The sequence below is a fragment of the Inquilinus sp. OTU3971 genome (assembly GCF_038440215.1).
Genome location: NZ_JASATH010000195.1, coordinates 1 through 15,494, shown reverse-complemented (window position 1 = coordinate 15,494; position 15,494 = coordinate 1). Strand labels below are relative to the sequence as shown.

15 protein-coding genes are annotated in these 15,494 nt (G+C 69.3%); 4 read left to right on the top strand and 11 right to left on the bottom strand.

Annotated features, from left to right (window positions below):
* Positions 1–83: 83 nt before the first annotated feature.
* From AAHM41_RS33130 to AAHM41_RS33105, 6 genes are all read right to left on the bottom strand, one after another.
* Positions 84–1,088: a 4-hydroxyproline epimerase gene (locus AAHM41_RS33130; RefSeq protein ID WP_342240902.1), complete on the bottom strand. Its 1,005-nt coding sequence runs from the start codon at positions 1,086–1,088 to the stop codon at positions 84–86.
* A 7-nt stretch (positions 1,089–1,095) separates the two neighbouring features.
* Positions 1,096–2,319, bottom strand: coding sequence for an NAD(P)/FAD-dependent oxidoreductase (locus AAHM41_RS33125; protein ID WP_342240901.1), 1,224 nt, complete (start codon positions 2,317–2,319; stop codon positions 1,096–1,098).
* A 1-nt stretch (position 2,320) separates the two neighbouring features.
* Positions 2,321–3,082 (bottom strand): GntR family transcriptional regulator, encoded by a 762-nt coding sequence (locus tag AAHM41_RS33120; RefSeq protein WP_342240900.1) that lies wholly within the window; start codon positions 3,080–3,082, stop codon positions 2,321–2,323.
* A gap of 87 nt (positions 3,083–3,169) precedes the next feature.
* Positions 3,170–3,544, bottom strand: a complete 375-nt coding sequence (locus AAHM41_RS33115; protein WP_342240899.1) for a helix-turn-helix domain-containing protein — start codon at positions 3,542–3,544, stop codon at positions 3,170–3,172.
* Positions 3,544–3,840 carry a type II toxin-antitoxin system HigB family toxin gene (locus AAHM41_RS33110; RefSeq protein ID WP_342240898.1) on the bottom strand — a complete coding sequence of 99 codons (297 nt, stop codon included), beginning with the start codon at positions 3,838–3,840 and terminating at the stop codon, positions 3,544–3,546. Before AAHM41_RS33110 ends, AAHM41_RS33115 begins: the two co-directional genes overlap by 1 nt.
* Before the next feature lie 218 nt (positions 3,841–4,058).
* Complete coding sequence (locus AAHM41_RS33105) at positions 4,059–4,769, bottom strand: TetR/AcrR family transcriptional regulator (RefSeq protein ID WP_342240897.1); 711 nt, start codon at positions 4,767–4,769, stop codon at positions 4,059–4,061.
* A 130-nt stretch (positions 4,770–4,899) separates the two neighbouring features.
* Between AAHM41_RS33105 and AAHM41_RS33100 the strand changes: the two genes are divergently transcribed.
* The gene (locus tag AAHM41_RS33100; protein ID WP_342240896.1) at positions 4,900–6,936 is read left to right on the top strand and encodes a glycoside hydrolase family 3 protein; all 2,037 of its coding nucleotides are present in this window, start codon (positions 4,900–4,902) and stop codon (positions 6,934–6,936) included.
* Positions 6,937–7,010: 74 nt separating this feature from the next.
* Here AAHM41_RS33100 and modC read toward each other — a convergent pair whose 3' ends face one another.
* The 5 genes from modC to AAHM41_RS33075 form a co-directional block, all read right to left on the bottom strand.
* A complete protein-coding gene (gene modC / locus AAHM41_RS33095; RefSeq protein ID WP_342240895.1) occupies positions 7,011–8,138 on the bottom strand; it encodes a molybdenum ABC transporter ATP-binding protein in 1,128 nt (375 codons plus the stop codon).
* Positions 8,135–8,827: a molybdate ABC transporter permease subunit gene (gene modB / locus AAHM41_RS33090; RefSeq protein WP_342240894.1), complete on the bottom strand. Its 693-nt coding sequence runs from the start codon at positions 8,825–8,827 to the stop codon at positions 8,135–8,137. The genes modC and modB overlap by 4 nt, the downstream gene beginning before the upstream one ends.
* A 153-nt stretch (positions 8,828–8,980) precedes the next feature.
* On the bottom strand, positions 8,981–9,772 hold the full coding sequence (modA, locus tag AAHM41_RS33085; RefSeq protein WP_342240893.1) for a molybdate ABC transporter substrate-binding protein: 792 nt from the start codon (positions 9,770–9,772) through the stop codon (positions 8,981–8,983).
* Between the two features lie 107 nt (positions 9,773–9,879).
* Positions 9,880–10,665: an LOG family protein gene (locus tag AAHM41_RS33080; protein ID WP_342240892.1), complete on the bottom strand. Its 786-nt coding sequence runs from the start codon at positions 10,663–10,665 to the stop codon at positions 9,880–9,882.
* A gap of 80 nt (positions 10,666–10,745) precedes the next feature.
* Positions 10,746–11,684 carry a glycosyltransferase gene (locus tag AAHM41_RS33075; RefSeq protein ID WP_342240891.1) on the bottom strand — a complete coding sequence of 313 codons (939 nt, stop codon included), beginning with the start codon at positions 11,682–11,684 and terminating at the stop codon, positions 10,746–10,748.
* A 562-nt stretch (positions 11,685–12,246) separates the two neighbouring features.
* On the opposite strand from AAHM41_RS33075, the gene AAHM41_RS33070 reads away from it, so the two are divergent.
* From AAHM41_RS33070 to AAHM41_RS33060, 3 genes are all read left to right on the top strand, one after another.
* Entirely contained in the window at positions 12,247–13,170 is a 924-nt protein-coding gene (locus tag AAHM41_RS33070) for a hypothetical protein (protein WP_342240890.1), read from the top strand.
* Positions 13,167–14,543 carry a hypothetical protein gene (locus AAHM41_RS33065; protein ID WP_342240889.1) on the top strand — a complete coding sequence of 459 codons (1,377 nt, stop codon included), beginning with the start codon at positions 13,167–13,169 and terminating at the stop codon, positions 14,541–14,543. The genes AAHM41_RS33070 and AAHM41_RS33065 overlap by 4 nt, the downstream gene beginning before the upstream one ends.
* A gap of 53 nt (positions 14,544–14,596) precedes the next feature.
* Positions 14,597–15,494, top strand: an 898-nt coding sequence (locus AAHM41_RS33060; protein ID WP_342240888.1) for a class I SAM-dependent methyltransferase, incomplete at its 3' end; no start/stop codon positions are given.

The following is a 15,494-nucleotide window of genomic DNA, read 5'->3' as shown; positions in this document are numbered from 1 at the left end:
GGGGGGTGTTTGCTAAACGCCGCGCCGTTTTTGGGGGGGGGGCGGTGGCTCCGGCCCATACAGTGGCGGAGCGGGCGCCGCCGTCACATGACCGTAAAGCCGCGGACGAAGGGGTCGCGGTCGTCGAGGAAGATGGTGTTGTAGCCGGTCAGCCACGCCTGGCCGGCGACCGACGGGATGATCGCGTCAAAGGGCCCCACCTTGGCCGTGCCCTCGACCCGGCCGTGGAACAGGCTGCCGATGATGCTTTCATGCACGAAGGCGTCGCCGGTCTTCAGCTGGCCGCGCGCCGCCAGCTGGGCCATGCGGGCCGAGGTGCCGGTGCCGCAGGGCGACCGGTCGATCGCCTTCTCGCCGTAGAACACGGCGTTGCGGGCATGCGCCTCCGGATGCTTCGGCCGGCCGGTCCATTGCACATGGCGCAGGCCGCGGATGGTAGGGTCCTCCGGATGCACCATGTCGGCGCGCTCGTTCACCACCCGGCGGACGATCGGCGACAGGCGCTGGATCTCGCCGGCCGACAGCGCCTCCAGGTCGGCATAGCCCGGCTGCGGCTCGATGATGGCGTAGAAGTTGCCGCCATAGGCGATGTCCGCCACCAGCGGGCCGATCTCCGGCAGCTCGAACTCCAGCTTCTCCTTGTAAAGGAAGGACGGCACGTTGCGGATGCGCACCGAGGTGACGTGGCCGGCGGCGTCCTGCTCGTATTCGGCGTCGACGATGCCGGCCGGCACCTCCAGCCGCAGCTTGCCCGGCACCTTCGGCCGCACCAGCCCTTCCTCGACCATCACCGTCACCGTGCCGATGGTGCCGTGGCCGCACATCGGCAGGCAGCCGGAGGTCTCGATGAACAGGATGGCGGCATCGGCATCGTCGCGGGTCGGGGCATAGAGGATCGACCCCGACATCACGTCATGGCCGCGCGGCTCGAACATCAGCCCGGTGCGGATCCAGTCGTATTCGGCGATGAAGGCCTGGCGCTTCTCGCTCATCGTCGCGCCCTTCAAGGGCGGGGCGCCGCCGGCGACGACGCGGACCGGGTTGCCGCAGGTGTGGGCGTCGATGCAGAAGAAGCTGCTCTTGGTCATGGCACTCTCACTGGAACCGTTCGATGCCGAAAGCGGCGGGGGCCGGCGTGCCGGACAGGAGGCCGGCGGCGAGGCGGGCGGTGGCGGCCGACAGGGTCAGGCCGAGATGGCCATGGCCGAAGGCGAAGACGATGCGCGGGTCGCGTGGATGCTGGCCGATCACCGGCAGGCTGTCGGGGGTGGAGGGGCGGCGGCCCATCCATTCCGTGCCGCCGGCCTCCGGGATCGCCGGCAGATAGGCCCTGGCCTTCTGCCGCAGCGACCGGGCGCGGGCGAGGTTCGCGGGGGCATCGACAGCCGCCAGCTCCACCGCTCCGCCGATGCGGAGGCCGTCGGAGAGCGGCGAGGCGACGAAGCCGTGATCGGCGAACACCACCGGCATCGGCAGGCGCAGCGGCGCTTCCGGGATCGTGGTGTTGTAGCCGCGTTCGGTCTCCAGCGGCACCTTGAGGCCGAGGCCGCGGACGATCTCGCGCGACCACACGCCGGCGGAGACCACGACCTTGTCGAAGCTGCGGGACGTGCCGCCGGCCAGCCGGACCGCGACGCTCTCCGCACCGGACTCGACGGAAGAGACCGTGCCCGCAACCAGCCGGTCGCCGAGGCTACGGCGCAGGCCCTGCAGTACGCCGAGCGGGCTGTCGACCATCCAATAGGCCCGGCACAGCACGGCGCGGGCGAAGCCGCTGGCGAGGTCGGGCACCAAAGCGCGGGCCTGGTCCGGCGTCAGCGGCTCGAAGTCGTAGCCGCCGAGGCGACGGCGCAGCTCCCATTCCGGCAGGGCGGCGCGGAAGCTGGCCTCGGTGTCGTAGATGTCGATCGCCCCGGTCTGGCGCAGATGGCCCGACAAGCCGGCGCGGCGGGCCAGCTCGTGATGGTCGTCGAGCGCCCCGCGCATCAGCCCGCCCAGCGCCGCGGTCGACCGCTCCACCTGCTCCGCCCGGGCCGCGGCCAGGAAGCGCAGCAGCCAGGGCGTCAGCGCCGGCAGGTCGCGCCAGCGCAGGGCCAGCGGGCCTAGCGGGTCCATCAGCCAGCGCGGCACCGATCTCAGCACGCCCGGCCGGGCCAAAGGCGTGATCTCGGGGAAGGCCAGCAGCCCGGCATTGCCGGCGGAGGCATGGCGGTCCTCCGGCCGGCGTTCATAGACCGTGACCTCGTGCCCGTCGGCCGCCAGCCAAGTGGCCGTCGCGCAGCCGATCACGCCCCCGCCGATGATGGCGATGCCGGCCATCTCAGGCCGGCATCGCGGGCTGGGCGGGCTCGGCCGTCGGGCCCAGGACGACGTCGCCGGCGACGCCGCTGGCCAGGAAGCCCTGGATCTGGCGCACCACCTGCCCGGCATGGGCGCAGGCCAGGCCGTCGGCGCGGTCGGCGTCGCGCTCGACGATGGCCTGGATGATCGCATCGTGCTCGGCCACGAACTCGGCCGGCAGGTGGTCGTCGAAGGAGGCGTAGTAGATCCGGTTCAACCGCCGGCCCTCGTCCAGCAGCCGGCCGAACAGCTCGGTGTAGTAGCGGTTGCGGCCGGCGCGGGCGATCGCCAGATGGAAGTCGCGGTTGGCGTCAGCCATGCCGATCGCGTCGGCCGCCGCCACCGCCCGGCCGAAGGCGGTCTGGTGCAGGCGGATCTCCTCCAGGTCCTTGGCGCTGCGGCGCAGGGCAGCCAGCCGGGTGGTGACCCGGTGCATCAGGGTCAGCGCGTCGAAATGGGCGGGCAGGGTGGAGAAGTCGATCGGCGCGACGATGGTGTTGCGGTTCGGCAGGGTGGCGACCAGCCCGTCGGCGGCCAGCCGCACCAGCGCCTCGCGGATCGGCGTGCGCGACAGGCCGAACCGCTCGGCGATGCGGGTCTCGTCCAGCGCCGAGCCGGGGGCCAGCACCAGGTCGAGGATGTCGTGCTTCAGCGCCTCATAGACCTTGGCGACGCCGCCGCCGCGGGCTTTGGTCTCGCCGGCTTCGGCGCTCTTGTCCTGTGGTTTCGCCGGTCGCGCCAAAGACGTGCCCTTCCCTGCCTCTCGATCCGGCCCGGATGATAGGCCGGTGGAATGCAGTTTGTCGACAAACCTTGGGCCGGCGTCGGGTCACGCGCCGGTATGATAGGGGACGATGAGCGCCTCGGCGGGAATCTTCCATTCCTTGTGCAGACGCCATGCCATGTCGATCGTCAGCGGCCGCTTGCGATTCAGGATTTCCGAGGCTCGGGACCGCGAGCCGAGCACCCGGGCCAGATCGGCTTGCCGGAAGCCGCCCGTTTCCATCCGATAGCGGATAGCGTCGACGGGATCGGCCGGCTCGATCGGCCAGTGCTTCGCCTCGTAGTCTTCGATCAGGGCCGCGAGGACGTCGAAGCGATCGCCATCCGGCGTGCCGGGATCGGGCTGAGCCTCGAAGTACCGGGCGATCTCAGCGATCGCCCAGTCGTAGTCTTCTTCGGTGCGGATCGGACGGATGTTCATCACACGGTCTCCGGGTCGATCTTGTCGTAGTCCTTGTGCGTCCCGACGAACTCGATCAGCACGCGGCGGAACGGGTAGGCGACATGGACGATGAGCCGATAGCGGTTCCCCGAGATGTCGAAGATCAGGCGGTTGTCGCCGAGGAAGTCGACGGTCGTGCCAAACATCGCCTTCACCTCGGCCGGCCCGGCCCATTCCGCCTTGCTGACCAGCGTGAACCAGTTCCGCAACGGCACTTCCGCTTGGGGATGGGTCTCCCAGAACTGCTTCAGCGTCCGCTTCGCGATGATCTGCATGGGACATCGTAGGGTGATCCCAATCTGGGATCAACAGCGATGTTCCCGATATGGGAACGATTCTGGCCCGTTCAAGAAAAAGGGGCGGCGGAAGAACCGCCGCCCCGCAAGGCTGGGCCGCGCGCCGGGCTTGGGACGGGACCGGCACGCAACCTGGGAGGCTGTCGGGGAGTGCCCGAATGCCCGAAGCGATATATTCCATAGAATATAGCGTGTGGTCAACCGTCCGGCCCGGCGCCGCCTGGCCGGGCCTGGATGCTCTGCTCCAGGCGCCGGATATAGGCGTCGAAGCCCGCGGCCAGATCGACGGTGTCGGGGTCGCGCAGCCATTGGATCTGCAGCCCGTCCATCATCGCGATCAGCTCATAGGCGAGCTGCTGCGGGTCGAGGTCCGGCCGCAGCTCCCCCGCGTCGATGCCGGCCCGGAAGGCTGCCTGCATGAAGGACAGCAGATAGGCCGAGCGCCGGCGGAAGAAGGGCTGCGCCGGATGGCCGTCGATCAGGCTCTCGCCGTTGAGGATGGCGAAGACCTGGACCAGGTTCCGCTTGCCGGCGTTGTGGCGCACCACCCGGCGGGCGTCGTCGAGCACCCGCCGCCAGGTCAGCCCTTCCGGGGAGAGCCGCCGGCCGGTCCGCGGGTCGCGATCCTCCGTCTCGGCGGCGAGCAGGCGCCCGGTCTCGTGGTCGCGCTCCTCCATCGCCGCCAGCAGCAGCGACATCTTGCTGGGGAAATGGTGCAGAAGCCCGGGCAGGGTCAGGCCCGCCTTCTCCGCGATCGAGGCGATCGAGGTCCCGGCATAGCCGCCCTGGGCGAACATCTCCATGGCCGCATCCAGGATCTGCTGGCGCCGCTGCTGCCCCTTGGGCGACCGCCGGGTCTTCGGGCCTTCGGGGTGCGCGGTCGGATCGGCGGGGGTCTTCGAACGCATCTCGCTCTCTAGCACGGCCGCGCCGCCTTGCAGAGCGCCGCGCCGGTTCCGGCTTGGTAAACTTACCGAGTGATTGGTAGGTTTAGCAAAACGAGTTTCGGAATCAGCAACCCAGCAGAGGGGAGAGAAGATGCCCTTGTCACGAACCTGGCCCGCCGTCGCCATGCTTGGCCTCGGTGGATGGCTGGCGGCCGGCTCGGCGCTCGCCGACGCCGCGCCGCCCCTGGAGTCGAGGTTGGCCCCGATCCTGTCGGAGCGAGGGTTCCAGTACCGCGACCTGAACCGCAATGGCCGCCTGGACCCCTATGAGGACCGCCGCCTGCCGGCCGCGCTGCGGGCGCAGGACTTGGTCCGGCGCATGACGCTGGAGGAGAAGGCCGGCCAGATGCTGCACGCCACGGCGGCGTCGACCGCGACGGGCGACGGCTGGACTGCGGATTCGTTGTCGGCGCTGATCGGCGGCCGGCATGTCGGGGCCATGATCAGCCGCCTGGCCGGCACGGCGCAGGCCCAGGCCCAGGCCGCCAACCAGGCGCAGGCAGTGGCCGAGCAGACCCGGCTGGGCATTCCGGTGATGCTCGCTTCCGACCCCCGCAACCATTTCCAGTACGTCCCCGGCGCCAGCGTCGCGAACAACGCCTTCTCGCAATGGCCGGAGACGACCGGCCTGGCCGCGATCGGCGACCCCCGGCTGGTGCGCCGCTTCGGCGACATCGCCCGGCAGGAATACGAGGCGATCGGCCTGCGCATGACTCTGTCGCCACAGGCCGACCTGTCGACCGAGCCGCGCTGGCCGCGCATCAACGGCACCTTCGGCGAGGATCCGGACCTGGCCAGCCGCCTGGTCGAGGCCTATGTCGCCGGCTTCCAGAACGGCGAGCGCGGCCTGAACCGCGGCAGCGTCGTCGCTGTGGTCAAGCACTGGGTCGGCTACGGCGCCGCGGTCGACGGCTTCGACGGCCACAACCACTACGGCCAGGACCTGACCTTCCCGGCCGGCCGCTTCCAGGACCATGTCCGCGCCTTCCACGGCGCCTTCGCCGCCGACGTGGCCGGGGTGATGCCGACCTATTCGGTGCCGCCCTCCGGCCTGACCCTGTTCGGCCGGCCGCTCGAGCGCGTCGGCGCCGGCTTCAGCAAGCAGCTGCTGACCGACCTGCTGCGCGGCCGCTACGGCTTCGACGGGCTGATCCTCAGCGACTGGGCGATCACCCAGGACTGCGACGCCAACTGCCGTGACGGCTGGCCGGACGGGCAGGCGCCGGGCTTCGCCGGCTTCGGCACGCCCTGGGGGATGGAGCAGGCCACGGTCCAGCAGCGTTTCGTCAAGGCGATCGACGCCGGCATCGACCAGTTCGGCGGCACCAACGACGACCCGGCGCCGATCGTGCAGGCGGTGCATGACGGCCAGGTGAGCGAGCGGCGCCTGGACCAGTCGGTGGTCCGCATTCTGGTGCAGAAGTTCCAGCTCGGCCTGTTCGAGAACCCCTATGTCGACGCGGCGGCGGCTGGGCGCATCGCCGGCAATGCCCGCTTCACGGCCGAGGGGCGCGCGGCGCAACAGGCCTCGCTGGTGCTGCTGGAGAACCGTCCCGCCGCCCGCGGGCCGCTGGTGGCGGCGGCGGATGGCAGCGCCTGGCGGCCGGGGCAGAATCGCCGCCCGATCCTGCCGCTGAGCCCGTCGCTGCGGCGGGTCTGGCTGCACGGCGTGGACGCGGCGACGGTGCGGGCGCATGGCTTCACCGTGGTCGCCGACCCGCGCCTTGCCGATTTCGCCCTGGTGCGGGCGGCGGCGCCGTTCGAGACGTTGCACCCGAACTACACCTTCGGCAGCCGGCAGCATGAGGGGCGGCTGGATTTCCGCGACGGCGACGCCGATTACGAGGCGATCAAACGGGCCGCGGCGGCGGTGCCGACCATCGTCACGGTCTATCTGGACCGGCCGGCGATCCTGGGGAATGTGCGCGACCGGGCGACGGCGCTGATCGGCAATTTCGGCATCACCGACGACGCTTTGCTCGACGTGCTGCAGGGCCGGGCCCGGCCGCGCGGCCGGCTGCCCTTCGAGCTGCCGTCGTCGATGGCCGCCGTCCTGGCCCAGGCCTCGGACGCGCCCTATGACAGCCGGGCGCCGCTGTACCGCTTCGGTGCCGGGCTGAGCTACTGACAGGGGCTGCGCAAACGGAGCCCCCGTGCCGCGCCGAGGGGGCCCCTCCTGCGGCTCGATGCGAGAGCGGCAGCTCAGCCGCTCTCCAGCTCCGCATCGGCGCCGTTCGGGCCGCTGCGCAGGGCGCCGCCGATGCTGTGGCGGTCGAAGGCGACGCTCTTGATCACCGCATGCACCGGCCGGCCGGGGGCCAGCTCCAGCGCCTCGACCGAACGGCGGGTCAGCCGGGCCACCAGCCCGTCGCCGGCGCAGTCCAGGCGGATATCGGCGGTCGGGCCGTCGCCGGTGGTGATCGCCGTCACCGTCGCCGGCAGCACGTTCAGCGCGCTCAGATGGTCCGGCGCGCGGGTGGCCAGCATCACGTCGCGGGCGCGGATGCGGATGCGCACCCGGCTGCCGGGCGGCAGCTCGACCCGTGGCACGGTCAGGAAGCCGGCGGCGACGCGCAGCCGGGTCAGCTGCCAGCGGTCGTCATGGTCCTCGACCGCGGCCTCCAGCACCGCGCCGGCCTCGGCCCGCGGGAACAGGTCGGCCCGGCCCATCACCTCGGCCACCGGCCCTGACGCGGCCACCCGGCCCTCGGCCAGCACCACCAGCGTGGTGGCCAGCCGGGTCACCTCGCCGAGGGCGTGGCTGACATAGATGATCGGGATCCGCGCCTCGTCGCGCAGCCGCTCGACATAGGGCAGGATCTCGGCCTTGCGCGCCTCGTCCAGCGAGGCCAGCGGCTCGTCCATCAACAGCAGGCGCGGGCTGGACAGGAGGGCCCGGCCGATCGCCACGCGCTGCTTCTCGCCGCCCGACAGCAGCGCCGGCCGGCGATCGAGCAGGGGGCCGATGCCGAGCATCTCGACGACGCGGCCGAACTCGGCGCCGCGCTCCGCCTTCGGCGTGAACCAGCGGCCGTAGAGCAGGTTCTGCCGCACCGTCAGATGCGGGAACAGCCGGCCCTCCTGGAAGACATAGCCGATGCGTCGGCGGTGCGGCGGCAGGAACACGCGGCGCTCGGTGTCGACCAGCGGGCGGCCGTCGACCACCACCCTTCCGTGCTGCGGCCGCACCAGCCCGGCGATGACGTTGACCACCGAGGTCTTGCCGGCGCCGGAGCGGCCGAACAGCGCGGTCAGCCGGCCCTCGCTGCGAAAGCCGATGTCGAGCGTGAAATCGCCCTGGCGGTGGCGGATGTCGACCTCGAGGGTCATGTCGCGTGCACCTGCACGCCGGCGCGCCGGGCCATCACCTCGGAGGCGAGCAGGGCGGCCATCGAGAGGACGACCGAGACCAGGGTCAGGCGCAGCGCGCCGAGGTCGCCGCCCGGCACCTGGGTGAAGGTGTAGATCGCGGATGGCAGGGTCTGGGTCTGGCCGGGGATGTTGGAGACGAAGGTGATGGTGGCGCCGAATTCGCCCATCGCCTTGGCGAAGGCCAGGATGGCCCCGGCGATCACCCCGGGCAGGATCAGGGGCAGGGTGACGGTCAGGAACACCCAGACGGGCGAGGCGCCCAGTGTGCCGGCCGCGGCCTCCAGCCGGCGGTCCACCGCCTCGATCGACAGGCGGATGGCGCGGACCATCAGCGGGAAGCCCATCACCCCGGCCGCCAGGGCAGCGCCGGTCCAGCGGAAGGAGAAGACGATGCCGACCTGGGCGAGGACGGAGCCGACCGGCCCCATCTTGCCGAACAGCAGCAGCAGGATGTAGCCGGTGACGACCGGCGGCAGCACCAGCGGCAGGTGGACCACGCCGTTCAGGATCGACTTGCCCCAGAACCGGCCGCGCGCCAGGGCCAGTGCCACCAGCACGCCGAGCGGCAGGCTGACCGCCATGGCCCAGAGCGAGACCTTCAGGCTCAGCAGGATCGCGGTCAGCTCGTCGGGGGTGAAGTCGAACAATTGCGCTTTCTCGCGGTCGCATCCCCTCTTATGTCATCGCCGGGCTCGACCCGGCGATCCAGGGGCCATCGAGAGCAGCACTGGCCGCCCTGGATGCCCGGGTCAAGCCCGGGCACGACATGGAAGGTTGCGGACGCTCCGGAATGGCGGTCGTTACGGCGTCACCACCGTGAAGCCCTGCTTCTCGAACAGCGGCCTGGCGGCGGCCGACTTCAAATAGTCGACGAAGGCCTGGGCCTCGGGCTTGCTGCTGCTGGCCAGAACCGCCACCGGGTACAGGATCGGCGGGTGGCTGTCGGCCGGGAAGGTGCCGATGACCTTGACCCCCGGATCGGCTGCGGCGTCGGTCTGGTAGACGATGCCGAGCGGAGCCTCGCCGCGCGACACCAGCGCCAGGGTGGCGCGGACATTCTCGGCCTGCGCCACCTTGTCCCTGACCGAGGCCCAGACGCCGAGCGTCTCCAGCGCCGCCTGGCCGTATTTGCCGGCCGGCACCGCCTTGACGTCGGCCATGGCCAGATGGCCGTCGCCGAGCGCCTTGGCCAGCTCGAAATTCGGCGCGATGGTCAACTGCACCGTCGAATCCTTCGGCGCCACCAGCACGATGCGGTTGCCCAGCAGGGTCGCCTGCGTCTCCGGCTTGATCAGCTTGCGGTCGGCCAAATACTTCATCCAGTCGAGATCGGCCGAGATGAAGACGTCGGCCGGGGCCCCGGCCTCGATCTGCTTCGCCAGCGCCGAGCTGGCGGCGTAGGAGATGGTGGCCTTGTGCTTGGCATCGGCCTGCCACTGGGTGTTGATCGAGTCCAGCGCGTCCTTCAGGCTGGCGGCGGCGAAGACGGTGATGTCCTGCGCCTGGGCGCTGGCCGGCGCGCCGAAGCCGATGGCCGCCCCCAGCGCCCCGGCCAGGAGCGCGCCGAGCCAGCCGCGTCGTGTGATCCGCATGGTCCTGTTCCCGATTGCCGGCCGGGCGGGTGCCGGCCTGTCGGGCGCGATCTTACAGCGTCGTTATATCCGAGCAAACATCTCGCTAAATGCCGCAGGCCGGGCGGTCACGACCGCCGCTTCAGCCCCTGCTCGGCCAGGATCGACCAGATCCCCTCGGCGCTGTCGGCGAAGTGGAACAGCTGCAGGTCGCGGGCGTCGATCATGCCGTGCTCGACCAGCGCGTCGAAGCCGATCACGGCGCGCCAATAGGCCTCGTCGAACAGCACGATCGGCAGAGGCGAGGAGGACTTGCCGGTCTGGCGCAGGGTCAGGAGCTCGAACAGCTCGTCGAAGGTGCCGAAGCCGCCGGGGAACACCACCAGCGCGTTGGCCCGCATCGCCAGGTGCATCTTGCGCATGGCGAAGTAGTGGAAGCGGAAGGTCAGGGCCGGGGTGGAATAGGCGTTCGGCTCCTGCTCATGCGGCAGGGTGATGTTGTAGCCGATGGTCGGCGCGCCGGCTTCGGCCGCGCCGCGGTTCGCCGCCTCCATGATGCCGGGGCCGCCGCCGGTGGCGATGACGTTGTCGCGCAGGCCCCCATGGTCGGTCAGGGCGCCGCCGCGCTCGGACGCGATGCGGCCGAACGCGCGCGCCTGGGCGTACCAATGGGCATGGCGGCCGGGCCCGTCCTCGGTGGCGCGGGCGCTGCCGAAGACGACGATGGTGGAGCGCACGCCCCAGGCGCGCAGGGATTCTTCGGCCTTGGCGTATTCCAGCATCAGGCGCACGCCGCGCATGGAATCGCCGAGCAGGAAGTCCTGGTCGAGCTCCGGCAGGCGGTAGGAGGGCGACGCGATCTGCGCCGCATTGGGACGGTCGGGTGTCGGACGGTCGGGGGCTGGCTTGCTCATCACCTCTCTAAAGCAGATCGCGGACCGGCCGGGAAGAGGGGCCTATGCCACACCCGTGCGGGGCGGCGTCCCCGCGCCCATCAGGCCCAGTAGCGCCGGTTCAGGCTGATCCGGCGCTTCAGCGGGCGCGGGATCCGCGCCTCGCGGCGGCCGCAGTGATAGGCGGCGAGCTTGATCACGGTGCGCAGGATGGCGGACGGGATCGCCATCGGCTGGTGCCGGGCCAAGTGGCGCAGCTCCGACTGCACGAAGCGTTTCCCTTCGCCCTCGGCCTTGCCGAAGCGCTCCAGCAGCCAGGGGGCGCGGGCGTGCATCACGCCGACATCGAAATAGCGGCGGAACTCCTCGCCCAGGCCGTAGCTGTGCGAATGATGCACCTGGGCGTCGGCGACATAGGCCTTGGCCCAGCCCGACAGCAGCATCCGGCCGGTCACCGCCGCGTCCTCGCCGAAGATGGTGCCGGAGGGGAAGCCGCCGACCATCTCCAGCGCCCGCCGGCGATAGGCGGCGAAGGAGTTGGAGCAGAAGCTCGCCTTGATCCCGGCGGCCGCGGCATCCTGCGGCCGAAGCACGGCGCTTTCGGGCGGATAGTTGAACAGCCGGGCATGGGCCTCGATCGCCCCGGCGCCGAGATGCGGCAGCTGCCGGCCATAGGCGACGCCGACCTCGGGGTCGGCAAAGGCGGCGACGATCCGGGCGAGGGTCTCGCTGTCGGCCGGCACCGCATCCTGGGTCAGGAAGACGACCACCTCGATCCGCGGCGACAGGCGGTTGACCGCGCGCTGGCGGGTGCCGCCATGGTCGAATTGCGACTTCGGGATGACCACCACCTCGGCCCCGGCCGCCTGGAAGCGGGCCACCGTGTCATCGGTCGAGCTGGAATCGATGACGAGGACGGATCGCGGCTGGAAGGACTGCATCCGCAGGGCCGGAAGCAGGGTGTCGAGATGTTTCGCCGCGTTCAGCGTCGGAATGACCAGCGCGACGCGATCCTCGGCAATCTTCTGTCCCGCAGACATAGCCTTCTCCGCGTCCAAGGACATCATGCCCATCTCATCATCTTGTGCAATGCAGCATTTGTACGGGAATTCGGCATCGTGGGCCAGTCGCATTCATTCCTAGAAGAGTGTGGCAAGCATCCTGCTGTCGGCCGGGCGTCGCTTGACACGCCGAACCGACCTGAAACGCATCAGAGCCGACTTTGCTCCGGCGTCTCTGCTGCGGCACGGCGCCGGTCAAGGCAACCTGCATTGGAGTGGGCCGTTGGACAACATCCCATCGACCAACGTGGTCTCATGCAGAGCAAGCATCTGGCTGGCTGAAGTCGGCAAAATTGCGGCAGGATTGAGGTAATTCTTCCGCCTTTACTGGGCCGGCTGGGGTCTCTTATTTTCAGGTGACGTTTTCATCTGGCCGTATAGACATCGTTAGGGGCGTGAGGCAATATCCCGCCGCCGCCGAAGGATGCCGATGCCGGTCGGGTGCCGGCCTGACCGCCGACGCGTGGTGATCGAAGTCGTACGACGCTGCAGCGCCCTGCGCTGCGCGTTTTCTGCAAACAGTCTGGATAACGGTCATCTGATGCGTTGGTTGAGCGCCCCCTTCCGCTGGTATCGTTCGGTTTATTTCGAACGCCCCTGGCTGTTCATTCTCGTGACGCTGATCCTGTGCGAGGCCGCTGCCGTGGCCTTCATCCTGGTCAGCCCGAAGAAGTACACGGCATCGGCGATCATCATGCCGATCATCGCGGACAAGCCCGACCAGCGCCTGCTCGGCGGCGATTCCACCCAGGGCGTGGCCAGCCTGCTGTTCGGCGGGCAGAAGGCGCCGCCCGAATTCGACCGGTTCATGCAGACGCTGGCCAGCACCACGCTGGCCGAACGCCTGCTGCAGGATCCGGAGTTCCTCCAGGCCTTCTTCGCCAATGAATGGGATCCCGAGACCCGGAGCTGGGTGCCGCCGCGAGGGCCGGCCGCCTGGGTCAAGGCGCAGGTGGCGAAGGCCGCCGGCCTGCCGCCCTACACCCCACCCAGCGCCGACCGGATCCGGGACGCGATCCAGGACAGCATCAACATGAAGGCCGGCGTTGCTAGCAACGCCCAGGTCGTCACCTACGACCACACCGATCCGCAGGCGGCGCTGTATGTGCTGCGCACCGTCATCGCCGACAACGACCAGGTCAACCGCGAGCAGATCGCCAACCAGATCTCGTCCCTGATCAGCCGCATCAACGCCCTGCTGTCCTCGACCACCGACCTGACCATGCGCGACACGCTGATCCCGCTGCTGGTCGAGCAGCGCCGCCGGCAGCTGGCGGTGCAGGGCGACACGCCCTTCGCCATCGACGTGATCGACCCGCCGACGGTATCGGTCGATCCGACCTCGCCGAAGCCGCTGCTGCTGCTGGTCATCATCGGTGTCTTTGCCATCTTCGCCGCCTCCTCCGCGCTGATCTTCCGCATCACCCTGCGCGGGCTCGGGGACTTGGCGAACGCCACGAAATGACCAGCGACGGCTATCTCTACACCTTCTCGTGGAGCCTGCCGGGCCTGTCCTGGATGGGCTTCGCCCTGCTGCTGATCGGCACGACCAAGATGCTGTCGTTCTTCGTCTATCCCAGCATCCGGAACGTGCCGTTCGTCCTGTCCATTCCCTTCGTCGCCATCGCGGTCGGCTGGGGCGCTTTCTGGTGGACGGAGCAATACATCTCGGCGAATGGGCTGGGCCAGGGCACCGCCGAATCCTTCCTCATGATCCTCGCGATCGGGTCGGCGGTGACGTGCCTGTCGGCGGTCGCGACGATCCGGATGCTGTCCGCCTCGCGCGGCTACGCGGTGTTCAACCGTCTGCTGGTCGATGACGTGAACCGGGGGGCCGGCCTGATGCTGGTCATCGCGGCCATGCTGATGCTGGCCGGGGCGGCAGTCTTCATCGGCGCGTTCTACGTGCTCACCGGTATCGTCCCGGCCTTTGCCGAAAACCCGCTGGTCGCCAAGTATTTCGGCGGCGAATACACCGCCCGGGCGGCACCCTACATGCCGCTGTTCCGGGGCGGCATGGTGCTGTACCAGGTCGGGACGCTGGTCGGGATCCTGCTGCTGCCGGGGCGCGTCAATGTCGGGCGGATCATGATGATCCTGCTGCTGGGCCTGATGGGGTGCGCCGCGGTGCTGGCGATGCTGTCGCTGCGCCGCGGCGCGGCGGCCCAGCCGATCGTCGAGGGGCTGCTGATCCTGCTGGTGATCCGTGCTCGCCTCGGCTGGGTCGTCGTCGGCGTGGCGGCGTATGTGCTGGTCTTCACCTTCGGCTCTGCCGTGAACCAGATTCTATTCTATGTATTGGGGCTGAAGAGCGAGGTCGGATTCGACGCGATCATCGAGGGGTTGTCGGACATCTATGACCTCTGGTGGTTCATGGACGCCTACCACAAGGCGGGACCGGACCCGACCATGGGCATGACGGTGTTCGGCGGGCTGATACCCTACGACTTCCAATGGAATCCAGCCAACTACACGAAGTGGATCATCGGCGCGGACCTGAACACGGGGTCGGGCGGCTTCCGGCTGCCGATGTCGGTCTGGGGCTATGATGCCTTCCGCTACCCCGGCCTCTTCCTCTGGTCGGCGGTCGACGGGTTCACGGTGGTGGTCCAGGCCTTCCTGTTCCGGCTGGTTGTCGAGAAGGGCGGCAACCGGTATGTCCTGGCCATCAACATCATCACCTACAAAGTCGTTTTCCTGATCTGCAACAACCTGCTGCAATGGAAGATCGATGACCTCTTTCTGATCATCGTGTTCCTGACGCTCCGGCTGGCTCCGGCCATGACCCGGCTGCTGGGGCAAAGGCAGGCGAACAGGATTGTGCCGCGAACGGGTTGAAGCATGCGGCTGTTGCAGACGTGCTTTGTCGACTGCCCTGGAAGGTGGGGTTTATGAGCATCAAGCAGACCATCAAGAACATTGTCCCGGCGCCGGTCTTTTCCGTCATCCGGGACGTTCCCTGGGCGATCCGGGACTTCGTCGACCGCGGTGCGCAGGATCAGGTGATGCCGCCGCTGCGCCTGATGCGCGACGGCCCGCGGGGCCGGGAGGTCTGGACGCAGAACGGCCGGGAGGCGTTGCACTTCTACCGCGACGTGCTGCAACTCGACCGCGACGCCGTCATGCTGGACATCGGCAGCGGCATGGGGCGCAAGACGATTCCGCTGCTGTCCTATCTGGACGACACGGCCCGCTACATCGGCCTCGACATCGACCGGGACCAGGTGCGGTGGTGCAGCCGCAACATCACGCCGCGGAACTTCCGGTTCACCTTCATCCATGTCGACCTGTTCAACAAGTTCTACAATCATTCCGGCGCGATTCCGCCGTCGAAGTTCGTCCTGCCCTTCCCGGACAATTCCTTCGATGTCGTCTCGCTGTGGTCGGTCTTCACCCACATGTATCCGGATGACGTTGCGCATTACCTCGCCGAGATCGGCCGGGTGCTGCGCCCCGGCGGCCGGCTGGCGTCGTCGTACTACCTGATCAACGACGACACCCTGGCCGGCATGAAGAACGGGACGATCGATCTGACCCTGTATCCGGGCGACCGCTACTGGACCAACAATCCGAACATCCCCGAGGACCTGACCGCGCTGGACGAGGCCTGGCTGCGCGGCGCCTATGCCTCGGCCGGCCTGACCATCGAGACCATCCTCCGCGGCGGCTGGACCGGCGCCAAGGTCGATCCGGAGCTGGTCAACATGAACCGGCAGGATATCGTCGTGGGGCGGGGCGCGCCCCCCGCGGGGGGGGGGGGGGGGGGGGGGGCCCCCCCCCCCCCCCCCC